17 protein-coding genes are annotated in these 15,088 nt (G+C 65.8%); 11 read left to right on the top strand and 6 right to left on the bottom strand.

All coding sequences use genetic code 11. The features are described 5' to 3' along the window. The first annotated feature begins 75 nt into the window (after positions 1 to 75). The 3 genes from BOO71_RS15160 to BOO71_RS15150 are packed head-to-tail and all read left to right on the top strand — an operon-like array spanning position 76 to position 2,830. Positions 76 to 699, top strand: a complete 624-nt coding sequence (locus tag BOO71_RS15160; RefSeq protein WP_075833835.1) for a hypothetical protein — start codon at positions 76 to 78, stop codon at positions 697 to 699. A gap of 51 nt (positions 700 to 750) precedes the next feature. Further along, a complete protein-coding gene (locus BOO71_RS15155) occupies positions 751 to 1,653 on the top strand; it encodes an LptA/OstA family protein (protein ID WP_075833833.1) in 903 nt (300 codons plus the stop codon). Between the two features lie 46 nt (positions 1,654 to 1,699). Then, positions 1,700 to 2,830, top strand: coding sequence for an LptA/OstA family protein (locus BOO71_RS15150; RefSeq protein WP_254843181.1), 1,131 nt, complete (start codon positions 1,700 to 1,702; stop codon positions 2,828 to 2,830). Here BOO71_RS15150 and BOO71_RS15145 read toward each other — a convergent pair. Together BOO71_RS15145 and BOO71_RS15140 are read right to left on the bottom strand one after the other, a co-directional pair. Beyond that, entirely contained in the window at positions 2,802 to 3,722 is a 921-nt protein-coding gene (locus BOO71_RS15145) for an L-lactate dehydrogenase (protein ID WP_075833924.1), read from the bottom strand. The genes BOO71_RS15150 and BOO71_RS15145 overlap by 29 nt on opposite strands. Positions 3,723 to 3,786: 64 nt before the next feature. Beyond that, positions 3,787 to 4,236: a universal stress protein gene (locus BOO71_RS15140; protein ID WP_075833829.1), complete on the bottom strand. Its 450-nt coding sequence runs from the start codon at positions 4,234 to 4,236 to the stop codon at positions 3,787 to 3,789. Positions 4,237 to 4,612: 376 nt separating this feature from the next. On the opposite strand from BOO71_RS15140, the gene BOO71_RS15135 reads away from it, so the two are divergent. Both BOO71_RS15135 and BOO71_RS15130 read left to right on the top strand, forming a co-directional pair. Continuing rightward, entirely contained in the window at positions 4,613 to 6,076 is a 1,464-nt protein-coding gene (locus tag BOO71_RS15135; RefSeq protein ID WP_075833826.1) for an MBL fold metallo-hydrolase RNA specificity domain-containing protein, read from the top strand. Positions 6,077 to 6,109: 33 nt separating this feature from the next. Next, positions 6,110 to 6,610, top strand: coding sequence for a DUF3105 domain-containing protein (locus BOO71_RS15130; protein ID WP_075833824.1), 501 nt, complete (start codon positions 6,110 to 6,112; stop codon positions 6,608 to 6,610). A 15-nt stretch (positions 6,611 to 6,625) separates the two neighbouring features. Here the strand turns inward: BOO71_RS15130 and BOO71_RS15125 are convergent, their stop codons facing one another. Continuing rightward, on the bottom strand, positions 6,626 to 7,417 hold the full coding sequence (locus BOO71_RS15125; protein ID WP_075833822.1) for an APH(3') family aminoglycoside O-phosphotransferase: 792 nt from the start codon (positions 7,415 to 7,417) through the stop codon (positions 6,626 to 6,628). 47 nt (positions 7,418 to 7,464) lie between these two features. On the opposite strand from BOO71_RS15125, the gene BOO71_RS15120 reads away from it, so the two are divergent. After that, entirely contained in the window at positions 7,465 to 8,181 is a 717-nt protein-coding gene (locus tag BOO71_RS15120; RefSeq protein WP_083653484.1) for a YqhA family protein, read from the top strand. A gap of 62 nt (positions 8,182 to 8,243) precedes the next feature. Here the strand turns inward: BOO71_RS15120 and BOO71_RS15115 are convergent, their stop codons facing one another. Continuing rightward, positions 8,244 to 9,599: a tannase/feruloyl esterase family alpha/beta hydrolase gene (locus BOO71_RS15115; protein WP_075833820.1), complete on the bottom strand. Its 1,356-nt coding sequence runs from the start codon at positions 9,597 to 9,599 to the stop codon at positions 8,244 to 8,246. Positions 9,600 to 9,834: 235 nt separating this feature from the next. Between BOO71_RS15115 and BOO71_RS15110 the strand changes: the two genes are divergently transcribed. From BOO71_RS15110 to BOO71_RS15100, 3 genes are all read left to right on the top strand, one after another. After that, entirely contained in the window at positions 9,835 to 10,716 is an 882-nt protein-coding gene (locus BOO71_RS15110; RefSeq protein WP_075833818.1) for a hypothetical protein, read from the top strand. Next, positions 10,713 to 11,087 (top strand): hypothetical protein, encoded by a 375-nt coding sequence (locus tag BOO71_RS15105; RefSeq protein WP_075833816.1) that lies wholly within the window; start codon positions 10,713 to 10,715, stop codon positions 11,085 to 11,087. The genes BOO71_RS15110 and BOO71_RS15105 overlap by 4 nt, the downstream gene beginning before the upstream one ends. Before the next feature lie 62 nt (positions 11,088 to 11,149). Beyond that, positions 11,150 to 11,917: a CDP-alcohol phosphatidyltransferase family protein gene (locus tag BOO71_RS15100; protein ID WP_075833814.1), complete on the top strand. Its 768-nt coding sequence runs from the start codon at positions 11,150 to 11,152 to the stop codon at positions 11,915 to 11,917. A 5-nt stretch (positions 11,918 to 11,922) separates the two neighbouring features. On the opposite strand, the gene BOO71_RS15095 is transcribed toward BOO71_RS15100, so the two are convergent. Beyond that, complete coding sequence (locus BOO71_RS15095; RefSeq protein ID WP_083653478.1) at positions 11,923 to 12,372, bottom strand: hypothetical protein; 450 nt, start codon at positions 12,370 to 12,372, stop codon at positions 11,923 to 11,925. Between the two features lie 73 nt (positions 12,373 to 12,445). On the opposite strand from BOO71_RS15095, the gene BOO71_RS15090 reads away from it, so the two are divergent. Continuing rightward, the gene (locus BOO71_RS15090; RefSeq protein ID WP_075833812.1) at positions 12,446 to 13,660 is read left to right on the top strand and encodes a saccharopine dehydrogenase family protein; all 1,215 of its coding nucleotides are present in this window, start codon (positions 12,446 to 12,448) and stop codon (positions 13,658 to 13,660) included. Positions 13,661 to 13,724: 64 nt separating this feature from the next. Here the strand turns inward: BOO71_RS15090 and BOO71_RS15085 are convergent, their stop codons facing one another. Next, complete coding sequence (locus BOO71_RS15085) at positions 13,725 to 14,021, bottom strand: hypothetical protein (protein ID WP_075833810.1); 297 nt, start codon at positions 14,019 to 14,021, stop codon at positions 13,725 to 13,727. Between the two features lie 173 nt (positions 14,022 to 14,194). Between BOO71_RS15085 and BOO71_RS15080 the strand changes: the two genes are divergently transcribed. Then, on the top strand, positions 14,195 to 15,088 hold an 894-nt coding region (locus tag BOO71_RS15080), incomplete at its 3' end, for an AAA family ATPase (RefSeq protein ID WP_254843180.1).

The raw sequence follows: 15,088 nt of genomic DNA, 5'->3' as shown, positions 1-15,088 counted from the left end.
AGCCCCCACCACCCTCCCCCATCAACCCATCCCAGGCCCACCACTCTCATGAGGGCCGGACGCTAGAGTGCGCGCGTGCAGAAAACGGGCCTCTACGCGCTGCTGGCGATCCTCGCCTTCGCCCTGATCTTCGCCTTCTTACCGGGCGCAGGCCGGGAAGGGACGAAGACGGACGCCACCTTGCAGGGCGTGGAACTGCGCCTGTTTCCGTCACGCGATGCGGACGCCGTATGGAGTTTCTCCGCCAAAAACGTCAGCAGCAATCCGGTCTCCAACGAAACGCTACTGACCGGGATTTCCGGCGGCAAGCGGGTGCTGAAGGAACGGGGCACGGACGGCAAACTGACGGGCCGCGAAACGCTGGACGCCACGCTGGACGCGCCAGACCTGACCATCGACGGGCAGGACGACATGACCACGGTTAAGGCCAGCATCAGGCTGGTCAAGGAATGTGCGGGCATCGTGATGACGGGCACGCCCCAGAATCCGGTCAAGATTGAACAGGGCTACGGGTTCACCGCGCCGATAGCTGACATTACGTCTCCTTTCCTGAATGGCCACGCCGAGAAACTACGGATGTCGTTCCAGTTTGACCTCGACGACATGGACAACGACACCTCTTCTACCTCACTCAATCTGGATTCCAAAGAGACCTGCGAGAACGGGAAACTGGTTCCCAGAGCCAAAAGCAAGACCTGACACAACACGTTTTCAACCCTCTCATTCCAGACCGTCCCAAGGAGTCCCACCATGAAGAGAATTGCCCTGATGATCGGCCTGCTGAGCCTGACCGCGCTGGCCCAGACCGCAACGTCACAGACCGCCTCCAACCCCAACCGCATCGTCAAGATTCAGGGCGGGGCGCGCGGCAATGTCCGCACCGGACCACTGACTTACAGCGGCAACCCGGTCAAGGCCACCGTCAGCACCCTCAAGATCGAGTCCGCGCAGGCCACGCTAGCCGCCCCCAGCGGGATTTCCCTGCTGGACGCCGAGGGCAAGCGCACCGCCAACTTCACCGGCAACGTGAAGGTGGAGCGCGGACGCCTGAGCGCGTCGGGCAGCGCCCTGGCCTACAGCGAGGCCACCGGGCAGGGCGTCCTGAGCGGCAATCCCAGCGCCACCTTCGTGCCCGAGGATAAGGAAGACGGCGACAAGGTCAACATCAACGCCTCGCAGATGAGCCTGGATGTGGACAACAACATCTCGACCAGCACCGGTAACGTCGGCCTGACCAACGGCAACCAGACCGGCAAGGCCGACAAACTGATCTTCGACGAGGACAAGGAACTGGCGCAGATGACGGGAAATCCCAGCCTGACCCGCGCCGCCAAGGGCAACCAGAAGGAACTGACCATCACGGGGCAGGAAGTCCGGGCGCTGACCAAGACCAAGACGCTGTACGTGTCGGGCGGCGTGAAACTGGTGCAGGGCACGCAGACCACCACGGGCAACGCGGTGTACTACGACGACAAGAAGAACGTGGCCTATGTGGTGGGCAACGCCGTCAGCGTGGACAGCAAGAGCAAGGTGACCGTGCGCGCCCCAGCCAGCGGCTACCTGGAACAGCGCACCGATCTGGCCCGCGTGCGCGCCCTGAACTCGGCATACAAGATTCCAGTCGAACAGTTCAAGCTGAGCGGCGAGAAGTAAACTGCGGGTTATGCGGAGGTTTCGGCTAAAGTTTCGGCTAAGGGGAGTGGCGATCACGCTGGCACTGGCTGTGGGCGCAGCGCTGCCCATGTGGGTGCTGGCGCAGGACGCGTCGCCAGCGACTCCGACGCCCGCCGTGCCTCCCGCCCAGACGCAGCCTCAGCCCGCTGCACCAGCCGCCGATCCCGCCTCACCAGATCAGACCGTGCCCACCGAAACCGACACGCCGGGCGCAGAAAATGCCAGCCTGGATCTGGTCCGCAAAAGCGACAAGGACGGCAAGGAACGCCGCATCCGCATCGTGCGGACGGGCATCAGCGACGACACCGGCATCTTCGCCGTGTGCAGCCCGCAGGAGGATGACCCGGAAGACGCGCCCAATCTGGCCGTGTTCAGCGAGACCGGGTCAGGTGGAGTGCGGATCACCATCGACAAGAACGTGATTCGCGTGCCGCTGGCGGTGGTCACGCAGCAGCAGCCCAAAGAAGGACAGGACGGCAGCGACGGGCGGGTGGACGCCAGCGCCGGGACCGCCCGTTTTCTGGACACCGTTCCCGCCGATGCCAAGGACCGCCTGACCCGTTGCGGCGTGGAGGCCAGTCCCAAACCCGCCCCCGACACCGTCTTTGTCACGCAGGGCAAGACCGAGTTACAGGGTCAGAAACTGGTCTACGACGAGACGGACGGCATCGCCCGCATCGACGGCCCCGTGACCTTCAAGCGGGCCAACGAGAAAGACCCGCTGACCGGCAGCAGCGAGCGCATCGAGGTCAACGTGGACGACGAGAAGACCACGCTGGTGGGCAACGTGGTCCTGAACAGCGAGGGCGGGCGGGTCAGCCGGGCGGGGCGGGTGGAGTACGACGACGCGGCGAATCTGGCCCGCCTGATCGGCACGCCGGAGCAGCCCGCCGTGAGCATCAAGGGCGGCGACACCCTGCGCGCCGGAACGATCCTGTATGACCTGGACAAGAACGAGGTCTATGCGGTGAAATCCGAGGGCGGCACCATCACCGGGGAATTCGTGGAGGAGGGGGATACGCCAGGGACGGGCACGACTTCGGCCCCAGCCACAGCTCCTGGCACCCTGCCCGGCACCCGTCCTCTCCCGCCGCGCAATCCATCGGAAGACCCCAACGGCTCGCCGCTCAACCCGTCAGACCCAACTTCGCCTTAGCCGCCCGAAGCACCGCCGCACTGCGTTCCAGTGCGGCTTTTTCGTCTTCAGTCAGCTTCGGCATCACGCTGGCCTCGATGCCCCCCGCCGCCACGATGCGCGGAATGCTGAGGCTGACGCCGTATTCGGGGGTGGGCGCACTGACGGTCAGCACGGCGCGGCGGTCTCCCAGTACCCGCTCGGCAATCCGCGCCAGCGCCGCACCGATGCCGTAATAGGTGGCCCGCTTGCCACCGATGATGCTGGCGGCGGCGTCACGCGTTCCAGCCTCGATCCCGGCGCGAATCTCGGGCGTCCAGGGCAGGCCACGCGCGGCCATGAATTCGGCCACCGGCAGCCCGGCCACGGTGGCGCTGCTCCAGGCGATGACCTCGCTGTCGCCGTGTTCGCCCAATACGTAGCCGTGAACGTTGGTGGCGTCCACCCCGGCATGCTGCGCGATCAGCCAGCGCAGGCGGGCGCTGTCCAGCACCGTGCCAGACCCCATCACCGCATGTTCGGGGGCCAGATGCACGGCCAGATCGGTCAGCGCGTCCACGGGATTGGTGGCGATCAACAGCACCGCGCCGGGGGCATGTTGCGCCACCTGTGGGATGACCTGCCGGAAGATCTCGGCATTCTTCTCCAGCAGTTCAGTGCGGCCCTCGCCGGGTTTCTGGTTGGCTCCGGCAGCAATCAGCACCAGCCTGCTGCCCTTCAGCGCCGCGTAATCGCCACTGCTAACCCGGACCCCGTGGCTGATCGGCGCGGCGTGCGCGATGTCCTGGGCCTCGGCCCGCGCCCGGCTCTCGTCCTGATCCACCAGCACGATCTCGCTACACGAATCGCGCAGGGTCATGGCGTAGGCGGCGGTGGCCCCCACCAGCCCCGCGCCGACGACACCGACTTTCACTGTGGCAAGCTCAAGCACTGCGTCGATCTCAGACACTGCGTCATTCTCAAATACTGTGTCAATCTCAAGAGCGGCGGTCCGGCAGACGCACGGTCAGCACCGGCAGGTGGCTGCGGCCCACGATCTTCTCGGCGCTGCTGCCAATGAAAAAATGTTCCAGCGCGCCCTGCGAGTGCGTGCCCACCACGATCAGGTCCGCGCCCCAGCGGGCAGCAGCTTCCACGATGCCCGTGACCGGATCGCCCACCAGTTGCTCGGTTTCCTCGCCGTCCTGCATGATCGAGGCCAGCCGCCTGGCATCGGCATCTTCCAGGGAATTGAGCAGCCCGGCATCGAACACGGCGGGGGTCACGCCGCCCATCAGGTCCGGCGAGGTGGTCACACGCGCGTCGGTGACGTGCAGCAGGCGAATCTGAGCGCCGGGAAAACGGGCGCGGGTCAGCGCCAGCGCGTTCTGGCTGGAAGGCGAGAAATCCACGCCCACGGCGATCTTGGCAAAACCAGTCGATGTCATAAGGCGCAGGCTACGCGCGTCGGCAGGGAACAGGCAAGATGAAGAGGGTGAAGATCGGCCTCATCCGATTGATGGATTCGATGATTGTGCCTCTCCGAGGGGAGGCGCAGATGGAGTTTGGTTTTGGGGTTGCTCTGCCCGCTTGACCCCTCTGCTCCACAGCTCTGCGAGTCCGCCCCTTCGGGGCACCTCCCCTCAGAAGGGAGGCAAGGGTTGCGGAATTGCCCGGCCAGCAGCGCACTCTTGGCTCCCTTTGAGGGGAGCTGGCTGCGAAGCAGACTGGCTGGCACAGCTCCGCAGGAGAGGGGTTCGCCTTCCAACTCACTGCAAATTCCGCCCCATTCGGACCATCCCCACCTCCACGCTAAACTTCCCCATGCGACTCCAGAGTTTCGGCGCGGCCTGCACAGTGACGGGCAGCATGCACCTGCTGACGCTGGACGGCGGACGGCGGATATTGATCGACTGCGGGCTGTTTCAGGGCGGCAGCGAGATGGAAGCCCGCAACCACGAACCGTACCCCTTTGACCCGGCGGAGCTGGACGCGGTGATCCTGACCCACGCGCATCTGGACCATGTGGGAAGGTTGCCGCTGCTGGTGAACCGGGGCTACCGGGGGCCGGTGTACTGCACGCCACCCACCGCCGCGCTGGCCGAAACCGTGCTGCTGGACTCGGCCCGCTTGCAGGTGGAGGGCTACCGCCAGGACCTGCGCCGCGCCCGCCGCCAGGACCGCGAACATGAGGTGCTGCCCCCGCTGTACGACGAGGAGGACGTTCACCGCGCCCTGGCCCTGTTGCGCCCGGTGCTGGAATTCGGGCAGCACACAGATGTGGCAGGTCTGCGCGTGACGCCGGAGCGGGCCGGACACATCCTGGGCAGCGCGTACCTGCTGCTGGAATGCCGGGACGGGCGGCTGATCATGAGCGGCGATCTGGGCAACCGCGAGAGTGGCCTACAACTGGATTTCACGCCCCCGCCCCAGGCCGACGCGGTGGTGCTGGAAACCACCTACGCCAACCGCACGCACCGCGCGTGGCCCGAGACCCTGGCCGAGTTCAGCAATGCCCTGCGCCAGAGTGTGCGCGCCAACGGCAAAATTCTGATCCCCAGCTTTGCTATCGAGCGCTCGCAGACCATCCTGCATGCCCTCAAGAAACTGATGGACTCCGGCGAGGTGCCGCGCATTCCGGTGTTTCTGGATTCCCCGATGGCCGCCCGCGCCACCCGCGCGTATTTCGGGTTCGGGGATGAACTGGTGCCAGAAGTCCGGGACACCCTGCGCGCAGGCGAGGACCCCTTCGCGCCCAGCACGCTGCACGAGGTCCTGACCGGCGACGAATCGCAACGCATCAACCGCTACGACGGCCCGGCGATCATCCTGGCAGGCAACGGCATGATGACCGGCGGGCGCATCCAGCACCACCTGCGCCACCACCTGTGGAAGCCAGGAACCAGTCTGATCATCGTGTCTTACCAGTCACCCAGCAGCCTGGGCGGGCAAATCGTGGCCGGGGCCGATACCGTGCAAATTATGGGCGAGAACATCGCCGTGCGGGCGCAGGTCCACACCATCGGCGGATTCTCGGCCCACGCCGATCAGGAAGATCTGCTGGCCTTTCTGGAGACTGCCGGAAGCCCCCACGTCTGGCTGGTCCACGGCGAGGTGCCGGTAATGGACGCCTTCCTGCCCAAACTGGCCGCCCGTGGCCTGAAGGGCGACATCGTGCTGGACCGTCAGGAGGTGGAGTTGATGGGTAGCGGCTTCAGCGGCGGGCGTCCGCCGGGGCTGGCACTGGACCCTGTGGCAACGGGCGTAAAGGTGGAGGCGGGCGAATAAAACCTTAACGTGGCCCCGCTATGCTGGGCGGCAATGAAGCGCGCCTTTCTTCCCCTTCTCCTCCTGACCCTGACGGCTTGCAACGACAAGAGCGCCGACCTGGAGGGCCTCCAGACCTTCACCTACCCGGCGGGCGATCACCGTAGCGGCTCGCTGGTCTACGCCGAGAACCCGCCCGCAGGTGGCGCACACAACCCGCTATGGCAGAACTGCGGCGTCTACGCCCAGCCGCTGTACAACGAATACGCCGTGCATAGCATGGAACACGGCGCGGTCTGGATCACTTACCGCCCCGATCTGGACGCGGCGGGGGTGGCTCAACTGAAAACCCTGGTGGATGGCCGCCCTTACACATTGCTCAGCCCCTATGACGGCATGGACACGCCCGTGGCCGCCAGTGCCTGGGGCGCGCAGCTCAAGGTGGACAAACCCGACGACGCCCGCCTGAAAACCTTTCTGGACCGGTACGAGCAGGGACCCACCACCCCCGAGCGCGGCGCGGCCTGCACGGGCGGCTACAGCAACGTCAGGTAGCGCGGCCTGGAAAAACTAGAACAGCTCATCCAGCAGGCGGTAGTACGCCAGCTTCTGCGGATCGACGAACTCGCGCCCGTACAGATCGAGGAACTCCTCGGCAGCTTCGGGGCTGAGGTTACGGATCAGGCTGCGGTGGGTTAAAGCCAGATCGGCGTGGCGGTCCGCGATTCCGGCGCGGCCCACGTCGATCAGGCCCTCGATGAATTCACCGTTGACGATGAAGTTGGGCAGACAGGCGTCGCCGTGCGTGACCACCAGATCTTCCTTCTCTGGGCGGGTGCGGGCCAGTTCGTTGAAGACGCTGATGGCGGTGCGGCCCTCGCGCTCGCCGTCAAAATCGGATTCGTCCACCACGCCCGCCGCCACCCGTTCGCGGACGTGGGGCAGGGTCACGCTCAGGGACATGTTGAAGGGGCACTCGCGCAGGGGCAGGGCGTGCAACTCGCGCAGGGCACGGGCCAGCAGATTGACCAGTCGGTCCGGGTGAAACAGCGCGTCGGGGTGCGAGGCGTCCAGGCCGGGCACGCGGGTCAGGGCGAGATATTCCAGGCCGTCCTCTACCTCGTACCCCACCACACGCGGCACGGGAACTCGCCCGGCCAGCCAGCGCAGGCGCTCGCGCTCCTGTTGCAGTGAGGTGGCGAATTGCACGCCGCCGCGCGCCTGCACCTTGATCACGAATTTCTGCGACTTCCACACGCCCGCGCCGCTCTCGCCCACGTTCACGCGCTCCCAGCGGGCGGCGGGCAGCACGCGGCGGAGTGGGGGCGGCAGGATCAAGGTTTCGTGAGCTTCGGCGGGCACGGGGCGCAGGATAGATCATGCATTCGCGGCGGGCCACTCAGGGCATCATGAGAGGCGTGACCACCACCTCCAAGAGGGGGCGCCCCGTCGCTCCCCCCAGCACCAGACAGCAACGCCAGACTGATGTGTTTTCCGCCGCCATCGGACGCACGCGCTACGTCGTGTTGATCGCCGTCGTGGCAGTGCTGCTGGTGTCGTTCAGCCTGTTCCTCCAGGGGACGGTGCTTGCCCTGTCCACCCTCTACAACTCCTGGCACGACACCATCTTCAACGGCATCGAGAGCCAGCGCGGCACCCTGGCGATCGACTTTCTGGAAATCGTCTCCACCATGCTCAAGGCGGTGGTGTTCTACCTGATCGGGGTGGGGCTGTACTCGCTGTTCATCTCGCCGCTGAACCTGACCAGTGCGCTGGGGGTGGAAAGTCTGGCCGATCTGGAACAGAAGATCATTTCGGTGATCATCGTCATTCTGGGCGTGACCTTTCTGGAGCATTTCGTGCGCTGGAAGGACCCGCTGGAAACCCTGTACTTCGCCGGATCGTTTGCACTGGCAGGCGGCGCACTGGTGTTTTTTCAGCGGGTCCACAGCGGCCAGGGCAGCGATCTGCAACAGCCCGAGGCCAAATTGCGCGCCCGCCGCGAACTGTTTGAACACGACGACGAGCAGCGCCACATCGAGGAAGAGGACGTGAAACGTGCCGAGGAAGCCACCGAGAGCAAAGCGGAGGGGAAAGTGGAGGCCGACGCTGGGGCGGAGAGTTAAAGCGGCTGCACAGGCAACCCTGATCACCTGAAGTTCCGCCCCACGCCCTGAAAAGCAGCCTTTCAGGGCGTGGTTTTTTTCTGTGGTGGGCGGGTGATATCCAGCCCGTCCTGGGGCCGCACGCCGTCCTCGACCCAGCGCCGCAATTCGGCGAAAGCGAAGGCGGTCTGCTCCGGGCTGAACCCACAGTGTTCGACACCCTGCACCCGGTAGAACAGCACGCGGGTCAGGGTCTGCAAGCGGGGTTCCACCGTCTGCTGCACCAGATTGGCCGTGTTTCCGGCGGCCTCCACCCGCACCCGCAGCCGCGCCTCGTGTTCAAAGGGAACCAGGGGATCGGCGGTGTTGTGGTAGGTCAGCAGTTTGGTTTTAAACCGTCCAGTGGCGCTGTACCAGTCCTGGGCATAGGCGACGGCCTGCGGGCTGGAGGTGCGGTACCGCTGAATTCCGGCGTTCAGCGCGGCGTTTTCCTGGGCCGTCAGCAGCGGGCTGTGGTACACCGTGTCCGCGTTGGAGGCGAAGATGCCCCCAGCCGTCGCGGTGATGTCGTTCAGGCCAAACAGTTGCGCGCCCAGCGAGGCGAAGAAGGTGGTGATGTCTGGTGTGACCTTCACGTCCGGCACCGCGCTGGCGATGGTGTCGATCAGCCGGGCTTCGCGGCCCCCCGGATTCAACTTGGCCCGCAGAAAAAGCTGTCCCACTGGCTTCAGCAGTTCCCTGGGATCGACTTTCAGAGGACTCTGGGTCACGTCCTGCGTGCCGGGCAGGGCGTAGGGCGTGCCCCTGGCAAAATAGTTGTAGAGCGCCCTGAAATCCGTCAGGTACTTGACCTCGAACTGCCAGTCGCTGACCGCGCCGCACCCGGCCAGCGCCCCCGCGAAAGCGTCCGGGTATTTCTCGATCAGGCCCATGACGACGCTGCCGCCCAGGGAACTGCCCGCGACGTAATCGCGTGTGGAGCCGAGGTCATCCATGAAGCGTTTCAGGCGCAGGGTGTTGGCAATCCCGCTCTGCACGGCAAACCCGCGTTTGTCGTAGACCGAGCGGGCCACCGCGAAGCCCTGGCGGTAGGCGGTAGGCAGTACGCCCCGCGTATCGTCGCCCTGGATCAGATCGCTGGCCGCCGTGTCCTGTTTGTCGTCGGGCAGGCGGTAGCCGTGGGCGTACAGAACGGTCTGGCGGTTCCAGTCGGGGGGAAAGTTGGCGCTGAAATAGCGGCCATCCAGCCGTCCACTCAGCCGCAGACCGCCGTCCAGGCCGGAGCTGAGCTGGATGTCGGTGGCCGGGAAGGTCAGGGCCATGCGCTGAATCTGCTCTTTCAGGGCCAGGGTCGCCGCGTTCGGGAGTGTGGCGGTCAGCGACGGCGCGCAGGCCGTGAGGGTCAGCAGCGAGAGGGTCAGGAGAAGGGGTCGCAGCATCGGGAAGTTCCTTTGCTCCTGGCCGGAAGGACAGGACCAGCAGCGCCAGCCCAGCCTATGGATCACCGGGCCAATCGGCAAAGGCGAAAGCCTTGGGCAATCCCACACGGCAGCCTTTCCACTTGTGCGCTCTTCACTGGAAGTTGCGCCACAGCGCCAGCCACTGACGGGCGCTGGCCGTTCAATAGCGAGCCTCGTAGCGCCTCCACCGCCCACGCCGCGTACACTGTCCACAATGAGAGTTGGCCTGTTAAATTCCCCCGCCTCGCGCCTCCGGGCGTACTGGGCGGCGTACCTGAAAGAACTGGACGTGGAGGCCGTGACGCCTGCCCTGGACGATGCGGAGGCCCTGGCGCTGGGCCAGCAGAGCCTGCCGGACGAGCCGACGACGGTGCAACTGGCGCTGGGCCGCATCCTGGCGCTGGAGGCCGTGGACGCCGTGCTGCTGCCCGAATGGCCCGCCGTGTCGAATGATGCCTGGAGCGAGGCGCTGACCGAGTTGCTGCCCCGGCGCATCAGCGGCCTGCCCACGCTGATCCCCGTGCCTGACCTGGGCGGTCCTGACCTGGAAGGCCACGCGGCAGAGGTGGGCCTGCGGGTCTCGCAGAACGGCAGCGCAGTGCGCGGCGCGCTGACCAAGGTGCGCCTGCTGGCCGCCGAACCCCGGATCAGCATGCCCGCGCTGGGCCGCGCCGGGCTGGTCACCGTGGCCGTGATCGGCCCGCGCACCCTGCTGGCCGAGGACGTGCTGTCCGGCAGCCTGCGCCCCGCGCTGGAGGCGGCTGGCCTGTACGGCGTCTTCTCGCCCGAGTTGCCGCACAGCGACGTGATGCGCCGGGCCGAGCGCATGCATGACGCCGCGAAAGTTCCGGCAGGCGAGCGCGAACTGTTCGGCGCGGCCTCGATGCTGGCGGGCAAGAGCGCGGTGCGCGGCGTGCTGCTGGTCTCCCCCGCCCACGACGGCGCGGCGGCGGCGGCCCTGGACCGCATTGCCGCGAAAATGCACCTGCCCACGCTGCGAATTGATCTGAATCCCGGACAGACTGACTTTGACGGCCTGGAAGCCTTCGCGGCACGGCTCAACCCCAACGTCCTACCTTCTCAGGAGACCCCATGAATTTCTGGCGCTGGCTGATCACCCCCGATCCCGATCCCGGTTTTACCCGCACCAAACTGCTCAAACTGGTCATCCGCGTGGTGCTGTTCGCCACCGTCGCCACGCTGATCAGCAGCCTGCTGGCGCTGACGCCGCTGCGCCCGTACCTGAACACCTGGTGGGGCAGCCTGGTCTTTATCCTGATCCTGTACGTGCCGATGGCGCGCTTTCTGCTGGTGGATTCCTTCGCGCCGCGCCGTGGGACTGGCGCAGCAGGAGCCACCTCTGGCAAGGGCGGCAAATCAACCCTCAGCAGCGCCCAGAAACGCAAGGAACGCAACCGCTACGCCGGGGTCAAGAAGGGGCCACCCAAGTACGGGGGACGGCGATAGGCGGGGACAGCCCACACTCCAGCCTGGAGGGGACGCGCAAGAAACGCCCTGCCGACGAGGTGATGAACGAGCGCCTCTACCGCCCGCTGGCGCAACTGCTGGTGGACCCGCTGGCCCGGCAGAACGTGAACCCGGTCCATGTGGTGCTGGTCCACACGGCGCTGGGGGTGTACGCGGCGTGGCTGATCCGGCGCGGCGGCCCGTGGTGGCGCTCCAGGCTGACGCCCGCGCTGCTGCTGCAAGTCAAGACCGTGCTGGACAATCTGGACGGTCAACTGGCCCGCGCCACCGGACAGACCACCGAGACGGGCCGGTATCTGGACACCGAGATGGATCTGGTGGTTGATCTGGCCCTGAACGTGGCGATTGCGGGCCGGGCCGGACTGCCGCTGACCGTGCTGCAAAGCCTGATCCTGACCACCGATTTCCTGTGGGAACAGGGGCACCGCACGGCGCGGGGCGAGGTATTCCGGGAAGGCGCGGCGCAGGCAGGAGACGATCCGCGCGTGCTGGCAGCCCTGAAAGCTGTTTACGCCGCCTATTTCTCGCCGCAGGAGCGGGTGCTGGGCGGCTGGTTCGAGACCCGGCTCAACGCTGTTGCGGGCGACTCCCCGACACCTGAACAACGCAGGGCCTACACACATCTGCCCATCACCACCGTCGCAGCGAACCTGGGGTTAACGACGCAACTGGCTTTTCTGGGCGCGTGTTTGCTGGCGAATAGACCCCAGTTCTACACCCGGTCTCTGCCCTTTCAGGCGCTGTTGCTGCTGGGCGTGCAGCGCTGGCGGGAGCAGCAGGTCAGACGCGAGACGGTTTCCCGCACCTGAACTTCCTACTCGCCCAGCCGGTACTGCTTGTCGCCCTCGGCCTGCAAGACCACGCCCACCTTGCCCCGGTCCACAGTCACGTCACAGTCCAGAATGCCGCGCGGGAGCGCCCCCGGCAGCGCCGTAACGCACTTCAGCCCATAGGAGGCATTCTCGGAGGGTTTGGTGGCCTGCACCGCCTGCACCACGTGCTGACCGTAATCGCGGGCCGCTTTACTCTGCACCGCCAGCGTGGCGACGATCACGCCAATGCCCAGCACGAAAGCCCCCAGAATCCAGTAGAAGCTGCGGGCGGCCCTGCCGCGTTCGGCAGGCGTGATGTCGCGCAGTTCAGCAGTTTTAACGGCTGGCGTTGCAGGTGGCTTGCTGGGCTGTTTACTCGGCTGCCTGTTGCTCGGTTGTCTGCTACTCGGTTGTTTGCCGGATTGTTTTTTGGAACGGGAACGCTTGCTCATCTGGCGTCCAGCCTATCCTGAGCGGCCCCCGCAACCGTCCCGGACAAACCGCCGCCGCGCTACACTCCGGCCCATGAGCAAGGTCATCATTATCGGAGCGGGCGGCGTGGCAAACGTCGTCGCCAAGAAGTGTGCGCAGAACGACGGCGTGTTCACGGAAGTCCTGATCGCCACCCGCACGGTTCGCAAGGCCGACGCCATCGTGGCCGAGATTCACGAGCATCTGCCGGACAGCAAGACGAAATTCAGCACGACGACGGTGGACGCCGACAACGTGCCGGAACTGGTCAAGGTGATCCGCGAATTTGGCCCAGAAATGGTCATCAACGTGGCGCTGCCCTACCAGGACCTGACCATCATGGACGCCTGCCTGGAAACGGGTGTGCATTACCTGGACACCGCCAACTACGAACCCAAGGACGTGGCGAAGTTCGAGTATTCCTGGCAGTGGGCCTACCGCGAACGCTTCGAGAAGGCGGGCCTGATGGCCCTGCTGGGCTGCGGCTTCGATCCGGGCGCGACGCAGGTGTTTACCGCCCATCACGCCAAGCATCACTTCCGGGCCATTCACTATCTGGACATCATCGACTGCAACAACGGCGATCACGGCAAGGCGTTTGCCACCAACTTCAACCCCGAAATCAATATCCGCGAGATCACGGCCAATGGGCGCTACTGGGAAGAGGGCCGCTGGATCGAGACCACGCCGCTGGAGATTTCCCAGGACATCTATTACCCCAAAGTCGCCACCCGCAAGAGCTTCGTGCTGTACCACGAGGAACTGGAATCGCTGGTGATCAACTTTCCCACCATCAAGCGCGCCCGCTTCTGGATGACCTTCGGCGAATCGTACATCAAGCATCTGAACGTGCTGGAAGGCATCGGCATGACCAGCATCGAGCCGATTGACTTCAGAGGACAGCAGATCGCGCCCATCGAATTCCTGAAGGCCGTGCTGCCCGTGCCCGAATCTCTGGCCGCCAATTACACCGGACAAACGTGCATCGGCGTGCAGGCCAGAGGCATCGGCAAGGACGGCGAGGAGAAGGTGCATTTCGTCTACAACGTCACCGATCATGCCCAGACGTACAAGGAAGTGCAGGCGCAGGGCGTGAGTTACACCACGGGCGTCCCGGCCATGATCGGCGCGATGCTGATGCTGACGGGCGTGTGGAAGAAGGCGGGCGTGTACAACGTCGAGGAATTTGACCCCGATCCGTTTATCGCCGCCATGAACGAGTGGGGTCTACCGGTAGACGAGCTGGCGGGCATCGAACTGGTGAAGTAGCCAGTCAAAGCAAGCGCGCCGCCCAGTTCCTGTAACGGAGGGGCGGCGTGTTCATTTTGGAAGATCAGGCTGCGGGAACGCCCCGACGCGGGGCGGGCGCAGCGGCCACCAGCGGGCGCGGCAGCAGCGCACCCAGCGCCAGCCCCAGCAGGCTGGCCGTGGCGACGGTCATCCACAGCAGGCCCAGTTCCGTGCCGTCCAGCCATACGCTCAGGGCCACCAGCACGGCGGACACGGCAAAGTGGAGCAGCACGGAGCGCAGCAGGTTCTGACCCCGGCGGTGCGCCTCGGCAAAGTCCCTGCCGAAGTACAGGCCAGCACTCAGGGCACTCAGGACGCACAGCAGCAGGGGGAAGGTCATGGGCGCAGCTTAGGCCCGCGCCTCTGACCGTTCGCTCACTTGCGGGGGCCGACACCAACATTAAGACCCCTTTCAAGACTGGGCTTTGAGACAGAACGGGGCAGGCGGCATGCGCGATACTGGGCCATGTCCAGTTCTGTTCGGTCCATCCCCCCTCTGCCCGGCGGCGGCGCGTGACCTCACCCCCAAATCCAGCCCAGCTTGACTTAACGGACCCCGCCGCCCTGCAAACCGCCTTCCGGGCGCATGGCTACGTGGCCGGGGACGCGCTGGCCACGGCGCTGCGTCTGGTTCCGGCGCTGCAAAAGCCCCTGCTGCTGGAAGGTCCGGCGGGGGTCGGCAAGACCGAGGCGGCCAAGACGCTGGCGGCGGCGCTGGGAACAAGGTTGATCCGCCTGCAATGCTACGAGGGGCTGGACGCGCAGGCCGCGCTGTACGAGTGGAACTACGCCCGCCAACTGCTCTACCTGCGCTCGGCGGAGATCAGCGGGGGCCGGGTGGACGACGACGAACTGTACGGCGAACGCTTCCTGATGGCCCGCCCGCTGCTCCAGGCCATTCAGCAGGAGGTGGCCCCGGTCCTGCTGATCGACGAGATCGACCGCGCCGACGACGCCTTCGAGGCCTTTTTGCTGGAACTGCTGGCCGAGTGGCAGATCACCGTGCCGGAACTGGGGACCATCACCGCCCGCACGCGCCCGCACACCATCCTGACCAGCAACCGCTCGCGTGAGCTGAGTGACGCGCTGCGCCGCCGCTGCCTGTACCACTGGGTGGAATACCCCACGGCGCGGCAGGAGCTGGAGATCGTGCAGGCGCGGCTCCCCGGCATCGACGCGGCGCTGGCCCGGCAGGTCACCGACGCCGTACATGCCCTGCGCCAACTTCCGCTGGGCAAACCGCCTGGAGTGGCCGAGACGCTGGACTGGGCGGCGGCGCTGCTGGCCCTGCACCGGGACCATCTGGACACAGAGAGCATCGAGGCCACCCTGGGCGCGGTCCTGAAGCTGCGCGAGGACCAGTTGCTGGCCGCGCCGACGTTGCGGGGTGTGGCGGGGCGGGGGGTG

The organism is Deinococcus marmoris (assembly GCF_001949125.1).
In the GTDB taxonomy this organism is placed as follows: domain Bacteria; phylum Deinococcota; class Deinococci; order Deinococcales; family Deinococcaceae; genus Deinococcus; species Deinococcus marmoris_A.
Note: the sequence above shows the minus strand (reverse complement) of the source record. Positions and strands in the feature narration are given on the sequence as shown.

Bases quoted from the DNA above. Each gene is read 5' to 3' on its own strand.
- BOO71_RS15155 (WP_075833833.1), top strand. From the start codon at position 751: ATGAAGAGAATTGCCCTGATGATCGGCCTGCTGAGCCTGACCGCGCTG.
- BOO71_RS15140 (WP_075833829.1), bottom strand. From the start codon at position 4,236: ATGACATCGACTGGTTTTGCCAAGATCGCCGTGGGCGTGGATTTCTCG.
- BOO71_RS15135 (WP_075833826.1), top strand. From the start codon at position 4,613: ATGCGACTCCAGAGTTTCGGCGCGGCCTGCACAGTGACGGGCAGCATG.
- BOO71_RS15130 (WP_075833824.1), top strand. From the start codon at position 6,110: ATGAAGCGCGCCTTTCTTCCCCTTCTCCTCCTGACCCTGACGGCTTGC.
- BOO71_RS15120 (WP_083653484.1), top strand. From the start codon at position 7,465: ATGAGAGGCGTGACCACCACCTCCAAGAGGGGGCGCCCCGTCGCTCCC.
- BOO71_RS15115 (WP_075833820.1), bottom strand. From the start codon at position 9,599: ATGCTGCGACCCCTTCTCCTGACCCTCTCGCTGCTGACCCTCACGGCC.
- BOO71_RS15110 (WP_075833818.1), top strand. From the start codon at position 9,835: ATGAGAGTTGGCCTGTTAAATTCCCCCGCCTCGCGCCTCCGGGCGTAC.
- BOO71_RS15105 (WP_075833816.1), top strand. From the start codon at position 10,713: ATGAATTTCTGGCGCTGGCTGATCACCCCCGATCCCGATCCCGGTTTT.
- BOO71_RS15100 (WP_075833814.1), top strand. From the start codon at position 11,150: ATGAACGAGCGCCTCTACCGCCCGCTGGCGCAACTGCTGGTGGACCCG.
- BOO71_RS15095 (WP_083653478.1), bottom strand. From the start codon at position 12,372: ATGAGCAAGCGTTCCCGTTCCAAAAAACAATCCGGCAAACAACCGAGT.
- BOO71_RS15090 (WP_075833812.1), top strand. From the start codon at position 12,446: ATGAGCAAGGTCATCATTATCGGAGCGGGCGGCGTGGCAAACGTCGTC.
- BOO71_RS15085 (WP_075833810.1), bottom strand. From the start codon at position 14,021: ATGACCTTCCCCCTGCTGCTGTGCGTCCTGAGTGCCCTGAGTGCTGGC.